8 protein-coding genes are annotated in these 9,577 nt (G+C 74.6%); 3 read left to right on the forward strand and 5 right to left on the reverse strand.

Annotated features, from left to right (window positions below; genetic code table 11):
* Nucleotides 1-68: 68 nt before the first annotated feature.
* Complete coding sequence (locus tag AB0L21_RS36590) at nucleotides 69-1,226, forward strand: FAD-dependent monooxygenase (RefSeq protein WP_365788434.1); 1,158 nt, start codon at nucleotides 69-71, stop codon at nucleotides 1,224-1,226.
* A gap of 130 nt (nucleotides 1,227-1,356) precedes the next feature.
* On the opposite strand, the gene AB0L21_RS36595 is transcribed toward AB0L21_RS36590, so the two are convergent.
* Together AB0L21_RS36595 and AB0L21_RS36600 are read right to left on the reverse strand one after the other, a co-directional pair.
* Nucleotides 1,357-1,761, reverse strand: a complete 405-nt coding sequence (locus tag AB0L21_RS36595) for a hypothetical protein (RefSeq protein ID WP_365788435.1) — start codon at nucleotides 1,759-1,761, stop codon at nucleotides 1,357-1,359.
* Nucleotides 1,762-1,946: 185 nt separating this feature from the next.
* On the reverse strand, nucleotides 1,947-2,345 hold the full coding sequence (locus AB0L21_RS36600; RefSeq protein WP_365706595.1) for a metalloregulator ArsR/SmtB family transcription factor: 399 nt from the start codon (nucleotides 2,343-2,345) through the stop codon (nucleotides 1,947-1,949).
* A gap of 100 nt (nucleotides 2,346-2,445) precedes the next feature.
* Here AB0L21_RS36600 and AB0L21_RS36605 point away from each other — a divergent pair, with 100 nt between their 5' ends.
* Nucleotides 2,446-4,554: a heavy metal translocating P-type ATPase gene (locus tag AB0L21_RS36605; RefSeq protein WP_365788439.1), complete on the forward strand. Its 2,109-nt coding sequence runs from the start codon at nucleotides 2,446-2,448 to the stop codon at nucleotides 4,552-4,554.
* A gap of 136 nt (nucleotides 4,555-4,690) precedes the next feature.
* The gene (locus AB0L21_RS36610; RefSeq protein ID WP_365788440.1) at nucleotides 4,691-5,830 is read left to right on the forward strand and encodes an aromatic acid exporter family protein; all 1,140 of its coding nucleotides are present in this window, start codon (nucleotides 4,691-4,693) and stop codon (nucleotides 5,828-5,830) included.
* A 63-nt stretch (nucleotides 5,831-5,893) separates the two neighbouring features.
* Here AB0L21_RS36610 and AB0L21_RS36615 read toward each other — a convergent pair whose 3' ends face one another.
* The 3 genes from AB0L21_RS36615 to AB0L21_RS36625 form a co-directional block, all read right to left on the reverse strand.
* Nucleotides 5,894-6,409, reverse strand: a complete 516-nt coding sequence (locus AB0L21_RS36615; protein ID WP_365706597.1) for a molybdenum cofactor biosysynthesis protein — start codon at nucleotides 6,407-6,409, stop codon at nucleotides 5,894-5,896.
* Nucleotides 6,410-6,479: 70 nt separating this feature from the next.
* Nucleotides 6,480-7,382: a lysozyme gene (locus AB0L21_RS36620; protein WP_365788436.1), complete on the reverse strand. Its 903-nt coding sequence runs from the start codon at nucleotides 7,380-7,382 to the stop codon at nucleotides 6,480-6,482.
* 84 nt (nucleotides 7,383-7,466) lie between these two features.
* Complete coding sequence (locus AB0L21_RS36625; protein WP_365788437.1) at nucleotides 7,467-9,332, reverse strand: M1 family aminopeptidase; 1,866 nt, start codon at nucleotides 9,330-9,332, stop codon at nucleotides 7,467-7,469.
* Nucleotides 9,333-9,577: the final 245 nt, after the last annotated feature.

Consider the following 9,577-nt stretch of genomic DNA (forward strand, 5'->3'; position numbering starts at 1 on the left):
TTCTACGGCTGTAGAACGGCGCGCTAGGGTGCTTCTACAGATGTAGAAACCCAGGGGAGGGGACCGGCATGGGCGGTACGGCGGTGGTGGTCGGGGGCGGTATCGGCGGGCTGGCCGCGGCACTGGGCCTGCGCCGGATCGGCTGGGAGGTCCGGGTGGTGGAGCGGGCCGCCGTCCTCGCCGACGCGGGCGCGGGCATCTCGCTGCACGCCAACGGGCTGCGCGCGCTGGACGCCGTGGGGGTCGGCGCGGCGGTCCGGGCGGCGGCGCGCCCGCAGTACACCGGGGGTACGCGCACCCCGGCGGGCCGGTGGCTGTCACGCATGGACGGCACCCTGCTGGAGCGCGAGCTGGGCTCCGCCATCGTCGGCATCCCGCGCGCGGTCCTGCACCGCCTGCTGCGCGCGGCCCTGCCCGAGGAGTGCCTGCTCGTCGGCGCGACCGTGGACACGCTCGACCTCTCGGCCCCCGGCCGGGTGGGCGTGCCCGCCGGGGACGGTGTCCTGGAGGCGGACCTGGTCGTCGCCGCGGACGGTGTGCACAGCCGGCTGCGCGGGCTGCTGTTCCCGGACCATTCCGGGCCGGTGTACGCCGGCTCGACGGTACTGCGGGCCGTCACCGAAGGACCGCTGGAGGTGGCCACCGACTTCGAGCTGACCTGGGGTGCGGGGGCCGAGTTCGGGCACATCGCGTTCACCGACGGCCGCGCCGAGTGGCACGCGGTGCTCAACGCGCCGCCAGGGGTCCGCCACGCCGACCCGCTGGGCACGCTCCGCCACCGCTTCCGCGACTGGCACGACCCGGTCCCCGCGCTGCTGGCCGCCACCCGGCCCGAGGCCGTGCTGCACCACGACATCCATGAACTGGCCACGCCGCTGCCGTCGTTCGCGGCGGGACGGGTGGCGCTGCTGGGCGACGCGGCGCACGCCATGACGCCGCATCTCGGCCAGGGCGCCTGCCAGGCCCTGGAGGACGCGGTCACCCTGGCCGCCGCGCTGGCCGGGGAGGCGTCGGTCGGCGCGGCACTGGCCCGGTACGACGCCGAGCGCCGCCCCCGCGCCCAGGCGGTCGCCCGCGCCGCCCGGCAGGCCGGCCGACTGGGCCAGCAGCTGTCCCAGCCGCTGGCCGTCGCCCTGCGCGACACCGCGCTGCGCCTGGCCCCCTCCCGGGCGACGATGCGGGCGATCCTGCGCCACGCCGACTGGACGCCGCCGAGCCTGGGGTGACGGGGCGGCCGGGTCGCCGGCGCTCATCAGTGCCGGTCGGGGGCCGTCTCGTCCAGGTTCGGACAGCCGGGGGACGGCTCCCGCGTCACCGCGCAGGCCCGCACGCCCGCCCCGGAACCGGTTCAGCCGATCAGGTCCCGGTCCGCTCGGCCTTCCCGCGGGCGATGGCCGTGCCGGCGGGGTTGTGGGTGCTGATCCGGGCCAGCGGGGTGCCGTCCGGGTCGGCCGGATACAGCCAGTGGACGGTGGGGCCGTGGCTGTTCTGGCCGTAGGACGTGGTCTTGGTGCGTTCGGTGACGGTCAGCCGGGGCCAGGTGAGGGCGTGGGTGCGGGCCACGCCCTCGGTCACCACGACGCCCCCGGCGAACACACGGAGCCGGGTGTCCCGGTGGGTGAGCCGGCCCTCGGCGAGGAAACCGGCCACGGGGAGGGCGGCCATCAGGACGAGGAGACCGACGGCGACGGCTTTCGCCCCGGGGCCGTAGGGGCCGGTCAAGATGCCGGCACCGAAGATCAGGCAGAGCAGTGCGGGCATCAGTGACACGCAGCCCAGGCCGGTGATCCGGCTGCCGATGCGCTGTGCGTGCGTCCGTTTCGCCCCACCCGTGGGCGGCGGCGGCCTGTTCCGCCCTGCGCAGCGCTTCCTCGTCCACTGCGGCGTTCCGTGTCCCCCGGCCCATCGCCCGGCTCCCTCCCGCGAAGACCTCTTCCGGCGAACCCCTAACGCGCGGTTCCGGTCGGCGTCTCCTCCGGCAGGCCGGCGTCCGCGCCGTCGCTCAGGCCGAGCCGCAGGTGCTCGATGTGATAGACGGCCTGGTCGAGGAGTTCGGCGACATGGCCGTCGTACAGGGCGTAGATCACCGAGCGGCCCTGGCGGCGGCCGACGACCAGGCCGAGGTTGCGCAGCAGCCGCAACTGGTGCGAGCACGCGGACTGTTCCATGCCGACCTCGGCGGCGAGTTCCGTGGCCGCGCACGGACCCTCGCGCAGCCGGGACAGGATCAGGAGCCGGGACGGAGTGGCGAGGGCCTGGAGCGTGGTCGCCACGCGCGTGGCGCTGTCCGCGTCCAGGCGTGTTCGGGGAACCGCCGTCCGCGCGGGAGTCGCTCCATGGCCCATGGCAGTCATCATACAGATGACACTTGAAAGGTTCTTCATATGTACCTGTATGGTGGGCATCGCTGCCACATCGTCCACCCTGCCGAAGGGTTCCTTCGCCATGCCCTCCGTCCTCACCGACCGCCGCTCCCTTCCCGCCCGGGCCGCCCGCGCCGAGCCCGCAGCCCCCCGGCGCCGCACCCGGGTCCTCGCGCTGCCCGAGGCCCGCTGGGCGGCGGCGGCCGCGGTGCTGTTCCTGCTCGCCCTGCCCCTCCAGCTCACCGGCGCGCCCGGCTGGGCCTGGGGCGTGCCGTACGCGCTCGCCTACGCGGCCGGCGGCTGGGAGCCCGCGTGGGCGGGGCTGCGGGCGCTGGCCGACAGGACCCTGGACGTCGACCTGCTGATGGTCGTGGCGGCGCTCGGTGCGGCGGCCGTCGGCCAGGTGATGGACGGCGCCCTGCTGATCGTCATCTTCGCCACCTCCGGGGCCCTGGAGGCGCTGGCCACCGCCCGGACCGCCGACTCGGTGCGCGGCCTGCTCGACCTCGCCCCCGCCACCGCGACCCGGCTGCGCGCCGACGGCACCGAGGAGACGGTCGCGCCGGCGGACCTCACCGTCGGCGACACCGTCCTGGTGCGGCCCGGGGAGCGGATCGGCGCCGACGGCCGGGTGCTGGCGGGGACGAGCGAGGTCGACCAGGCCACCATCACCGGTGAACCGCTGCCCGTCGCCAAGGAACCCGGCGACGAGGTGTTCGCCGGCACCCTCAACGGCACCGGCGCGCTGCGCGTGCGCGTCGGCCGGGACGCCGCCGACTCGGTGATCGCCCGGATCGTGCGCCTGGTGCAGGAGGCGTCCGAGACCAAGGCGCCGACCCAGCGCTTCATCGAGAAGGTCGAGCAGCGCTACTCGCTCGGCATGGTCGCCGCGACGCTGGCCGTGTTCGCCGTGCCGCTCGCTTTCGGCGCCGCGCTGACCGGGTCGCTGCTGCGGGCCATGACCTTCATGATCGTCGCCTCGCCGTGCGCGGTGGTGCTCGCGACCATGCCGCCGCTGCTGTCGGCGATCGCCAACGCGGGCCGGCACGGGGTGCTGGTCAAGTCGGCGGTGGTGATGGAACGCCTCGGGCAGGTGGACGCGGTGGCACTGGACAAGACGGGCACCCTGACCGAGGGCACCCCGCGGGTGACGGACGTCGTACCGCTGCCCGGTGCCGGTCTCACCGAGCGGGAGTTGCTCACGCTCGCGGCGGCGGCCGAGCATCCGAGCGAACACCCGCTGGCCCGGGCCGTGGTGGACGCCGCCCGCGCCCGTGACCTCGCCGTCCCTGACGCCCACGGCTTCCGCTCCGCACCGGGCATCGGCGTCACCGCCACGGTCGGGGACCGCACGGTCACGGTGGGCGCGCCGGCCCGCCTGCTGAGCGAGACGCCGTACGACGGCACACCGGCCGAGCCGTTGCCCGCGGACCGGCAGGACTCCCCCGCCGCCACCGCCCCCGCCGCGCCGGGCTCCACCGCTTCTCCGGTCACCACCCGGCAGGCCCCCGACCGCGCCGCCGCAGCCCTCGTCACACGGCTCGAAGCCGGTGGCCGTACCGCCGTGCTGGTCGTGGTGGACGGTGTTCCGGCCGGAGTGCTCGGGGTCGCGGACCGGCTCCGGCCGGACGCCGCCGGCACCGTCGCCGCGCTCACCGCGCTGACCGGTGCCCGCCCGACGCTGCTGACCGGGGACAACGCACGTGCCGCCGCCCTGCTCGCCGACGAGGTCGGCATCCATGACGTCCGGGCCGGGTTGCTGCCCGAGGACAAGGTGGCCGCCGTGCGCGAACGGCAGGACGCCGGCCGCCGGGTGCTGGTCGTCGGGGACGGCGTCAACGACGCGCCCGCGCTGGCCGCCGCGCACACCGGGGTCGCGATGGGCCGCGCCGGTTCCGATCTGGCGCTGGAGACCGCCGACGCGGTGATCGTGCGCGACGAACTGGCCGCGGTGCCGGCCGTCGTCGCCCTCTCCCGCCGCGCCCGCCGTCTGGTCGTGCAGAACCTCGTCATCGCGGCGGTGTTCATCTCCGGCCTGGTCGTCTGGGACCTCGCGGGCACGCTGCCGCTGCCGCTGGGCGTCCTCGGTCACGAGGGTTCCACGGTCTTCGTCGGCCTGAACGGCCTGCGCCTGCTGCGCGAGACCGCCTGGACGGCGGCGCCGCCGGCTGCTCCGCGACGCTCGGCCTGAACCCGGGCGACGCCCACGCGCGCACACCCCGTCCGACCCGGCGGCGTCGGCCGCCCCGCTACCCCCGCGACGCTTCCGTACGGCCTCGGTGGCATGAGGCGGTGCCAACGGTGGCACCCGGGGCGCCGTGCGTGGGATACGAGTGATCTGGCAGGGCGTACGGCGTGATGCGGCGGGCGCGGTGGGCGCGGCGCGGCGGGCCTGGGCGGGACCGTGCCGGGAACGGGACCTGGCCGTCCAGGCGGTGAAGGCGGCGCTGGCCGCGTGGGTGGCGTGGGCGGTGGCGGGCTGGTGGCTGCGGGCGCCGGTGGCGTTCGTCGCGCCGTGGGTGGCGGTCGTCCTGGTGGAGTCGACCGTGTACCGCTCGATCGCGCACGGCCTGCAGCAGCTCGCGGCGATCGCGGCCGGCACCGTCGCGGCGACCGCGGTCGGACTGCTGCTGCACAGCACGGTGGCCGCGATGGCGGTGGTGCTGCCCCTCGTGATGCTGCTGGGCCAGTGGCGGCGCCTGGGCAGTCAGGGCATCTACGCGGCCACGGGCGCCCTGTTCGTCCTGACCAACGGGTCGGTCACCGTCGCCACCTCCGCGGCCCGGCTCGCCGAGGCCCTGTTCGGGGCGGTGGTCGGTATCGCCGTCAACGCGCTGGTCCGGCCGCCGCTGTATCTGCGCGACACCCGTGCCGTGCTGCGGGACGCGACCGAGGAGGCCCACGACATCCTGCGGGGCGTGGCCGACGGACTGGCCGGGAGCCGCTGGGACGCGGAGGAGGCCGGCGCCTGGCACGAACGCGCGCTGCGGCTGCACGGGCTGGTCGAGCAGGCCCGCTCGGCGGTCGAGTGGAGCCGGGAGAGCCTGCGCGTCAACCTGCGCGGGCGCCGCAAGCCGGCCGTGCCGCTGCCCGGCAAGGGGTACGACGACGCGCTCGTGGTGCTGGACTACGCCGCCGTGCACACCGCGGGGGTGACCCGCACGGTACTGGAGGCCGCCGACGAGGACCGCTCGGCGCCCCGGCCCCACCCGGGGCTCGCCAAGCGGTACGCGGAGTTCCTGTGCGAGACCGCCCGCGCGCTGCGGCTCTACAGCCACAGCCGGTTCGGCGACGAGTGCGAGGACGAGCTGCACGAGGCGGTGGCGCGGCTGCGCGGCACGCTCGGCGACCTGCGCCGGGACCTGGCCCGCTCCACGACGGACGACCCCGACGAGGTCGCCACCTACGGCGCGCTGCTCGCCCAGGCCCACCGGCTGGCCGGTCAGCTGGCCACCTCGGGTGGGTGAGCGCGGTTCCGGCCGGTCGCCGCCTCGCCGCCCCTCCCCGGCGCCGTCCCCGGTCGTCGGGTCTCAGGCGCCGGGCGCCGTGTCCCCCGGTTCGCGCACCCCGAACAGGGCGGGGCCCACGGTGAGGACGCCGTCGGTCAGCGGTCGGCAGCGCACTCCGCCGCCGCCGCGCAGGGCGCGCTGGGCGCCGGGGCCGAGGGTGGTGTCCATCCAGGCGCAGGGCCGGGCGGCGCTGCGCACCTCCAGTTCGACCGGGCCGGAACCGGAGTCGAGGAAGACGGTCCTGCCGATGAAGGCGTCGATGTCGACCCCGCGCAGCAGGACGTTCCGCCGGGTCCGCAGCAGGTCGGCAGGGTACGGCCCCGGCTGCGGCAGCCGCTCGGCGGCCATGAGGGTGATCGACGCGTTGCGGTGGGCGGGGTGGTTGAAGTACCGGTCCCCGACGATGCCGAGGCCCGCGCGGACCTCGGCCGTCGTCACGAGTTCGCCGGGCGGCAGCTCGGGCGGGCCGTCGCCCGGCCGGCCGGAGAGGCGGTGCACCGGGGACACCAGCAGCTGGAGGATCTCGACATGCGGCACGCGTCGAGCCTAACCAGTGCCGGTCCGTTCCCGGTGCCCGGTGCTCTGCGGTCCGGCCGCCACGCGGTGCTCAGGATCGTGACGCCGTCCCGGAGCCGGCTGTCTGCATCTGCAGGACCTCCGCGTCCGGTGCTCTGCCGGTGGCGAAGTCCTTCAGGCCGTCCTGGGAGCCGTTGAAGCGGTCGTGGTCGCCGACCGTCTTGCCGCTGGAGGTGTACTGCCACATCGTGTACGTGGTCCAGCCGGCCGGCAGCGGCCCGACCGTGGAGGCGTAGCGCGCGATCCACAGCGGGTTGGTCCGGCCGAAGCCGGCGTAGTCGCCGGTGCACTGGATCCACCAGTTGGTGGCCGTGTAGATGACCGCGTCCCGCCCGGTGCGGGACTTGTAGCGGTCGAGGAAGTCCCGGATCCAGCTGACCATGCCGCTCTTGGACTTGCCGTAGCAGGCGTCGCCGTACGGGTTCCACTCGATGTCGAGGGCGCCGGGGAGGGTCTGGGCGTCGTTCGACCAGCCGCCGCCGTGCTGCACGAACCAGTCGGCCTGGGCGGCGCCGCCGGCCGTGTCCGGGGTGGCGAAGTGGTAGGCGCCGCGGACCATGCCGACGTCGAACGAGCCGTTGTACTGCTGGGTGAAGTAGGGGTTGGTGTAGGACGTGCCCTCGGTGGCCTTGGTGTACGCCCACTTGGTGCCGCTGTTCCACAGCGTCGGCCAGTCGACGTCGCGTTGATGGCTGGAGACGTCCACGCCCTCGGTCTGGGAGGCGCGGGGGTCCGGGGGCGGGTCGCCGGAGTCGCCGTCGTGGGCGAGGACGCCGATGCCCATGTAGGCGGTGCCGCGCACGGGTGCGCCCCCGGTCGCGCCGGACGCGGCCGGGGGGCTGGACAGGAACAGCAGCAGGCAGGTCAGGGTGCCGGTGAGGCACAGGCGGGACCGGCCGCGGGGACGGGATATGGGGATTCGCACGGAATCCATCCGACCCGGGGCCGGGTCCTCGTGCACTCCGGGTTGCGCCCAACGAGGCCGTACGCGGCCGGTTTCAACCCGTGTGGGTGTCTGTCACCCCTCGATGCGGTGCTGCGTCCAGAAGGAGGTCAGGTCCGTGCTCGTGGCGGCCTGGGCCGCCGCCTTGAACTCGGCCGTGGTGGACACGCCGTACCAGTGCGCGGTCGCGTAGTCCTTCAGCAGCTTGGCCATGGCGGTGTCCCCGAGGACGCGCCGCAGGTCGTGCAGGGCGCATTTGCCGTAGCCGTAGACGACGGTGGAGTACCGGGAGGAGTGCGCGTCCCAGTACGCCATCGAGTTGCTGATCTTCTCGGCGCTGGAGGCCCAGGAGACGCTGCTCCAGCAGTTGGTTCCGGTCTTGCCCTGGGCGAGGTCGGTGGCGTAGTCGGTGAACGACTCGTCCAGCCAGGGGCTGGTGTACTCGTCGTCGCCGGCGATGCCGTACCACCACTGGTGGGCGATCTCGTGGGTGAGCGCGGTGGTGCTGACCACGTCGAGGACGAAGCCGGGGTACTCCATGCCGCCGAACCAGTAGTTGTTGTCGATGACGGCGTCCAGCTCGCCGTACGGGTAGGCGCCGAACCGGGAGGCGTGGGCGTCGACCGCGCTCCTGGCGGTGCTGAGCATCGACTGGGCGCTGGTGGAGCTGATCCCCGAGACGGAGTAGACGTTCACCGGGACGCCGGCGGCCGAGGTGCCGGAGATCTTGGTGAAGGGGCCCGCGGCCCAGGCGAAGTCACGGACCTTGGAGGCGGTGGCGGTGGTGACGGTACGGCCGCTGGAGCCGGGGGTGTCCGTGGAGGTGCCGGTGGCGGGGACCAGCAGGGTGCTGGGGTGGTCCAGGCTGACCTTGAAGTCGGCGGCCAGGGAGTAGAAGGACTCGCCGTTGTTCGTGTACGGGTCCAGGTGCCAGCCGGCGCTGTCGCGGACGGCGAGGACGGGCAGGGCGTTGCCGACGAAGCTGAACGCGCCGTCGTGGCCGAAGCGGTCGGCGCCGCTGGGCACGGTGATGTTCAGGTCGAAGCCGATGGTGGCGCTCTGGCCCTGGGCGAGCGGGCTCGGCAGGTCGATCCTCAGGGCGGTGCAGGCGACGGTGGGGGTGCCCGCGGTGCCGCCGGTGACGTTGCTCACCTTGATGGGCATCGCGTCGCAGGTGCCGTGGTAGTTGTCCCACAGCCGCAGGTAGACCTCGCCGAGCGCGGTGGCGGAGGCGTTGGTGAAGGTCACGCTCTCGTGCCCGGTCCAGACGGTGCCGCTGGTGTCGCCGCTCAGGTTGACGGTGTACGACGGGGCCGCCGGGGTCCGTGTGGAGTCGGCGGGCGGTGGTGTGGTGCCGTCCGAGGTGTCCAGGGCGATGTCGTCCAGGACGAAGCTCGTCTGGAGGCTGGAGTCCTCGGTGCCGGTGAAGGACAGGTTCACGCTCTGGCCGGCGAACGAGGACACGTCGATCGACTTCTTCACGTAGCCGGTGTTCTTGTCCAGGTTCGAGTAGGTGGCCAGCGTGGTGCTGCCGAGCTTGGCCGTGAGTTTGTCGTAGGCGGTGGACGAGGTCGTCTCGGCGGTGTCGATGTGCAGCCAGAAGGTGAGGGTGGCGGCACCGCACCCGGACGGGATGGTCACGCTCTGGCCGAGGGTGTCGGTGTGGGTGCCGCCGACGCCGTCCAGCCAGGCGTAGGAGCCGCCGCCGTGGGCGGTCTGCCCGGAGCGGCTGGTGATCACGGTGGACGCCGACTGGGTCCACGGTGAAGTGCCGCTCTCGAAGCCGCCGTTGGCGACCGCCTGCGCCGGGGTGCAGGCGGCGGCCACGGGAGCCGTGGCGGGCCGGGCGGCAGCGGAGGAGGTGCCGGGGAGGCAGAGGGCGGCCAGCGCGGCGGCGGTGACCGCGCCTGCGCCGAGGGCCCTGTGGGGGGTCGGTCTCACACGCTACTCCTTTGCGGCGGCCGGGGTCCGGCCTGCTCGAAGACCGCCCGGCCGGCCGGGGTGCGCCGGGGCGGTCGGGGTGGGGCTTGCGCGATCGCTGTGCGGGAGGTGCGGCGCGCCCCTGCGGGTCGGGGCGCGGACTGCCGAAAGCGTGACAGATTTGACCGGTCCATGCCAGAGCGAGGGCCAGGGGTGCCCGCTGCGGGGCCTGTTGCCGGCGCCGCCCGCCGGTCCGCGGGCGGCGC

This window comes from Streptomyces sp. NPDC052721 (assembly GCF_040678315.1).
In the GTDB taxonomy this organism is placed as follows: domain Bacteria; phylum Actinomycetota; class Actinomycetes; order Streptomycetales; family Streptomycetaceae; genus Streptomyces.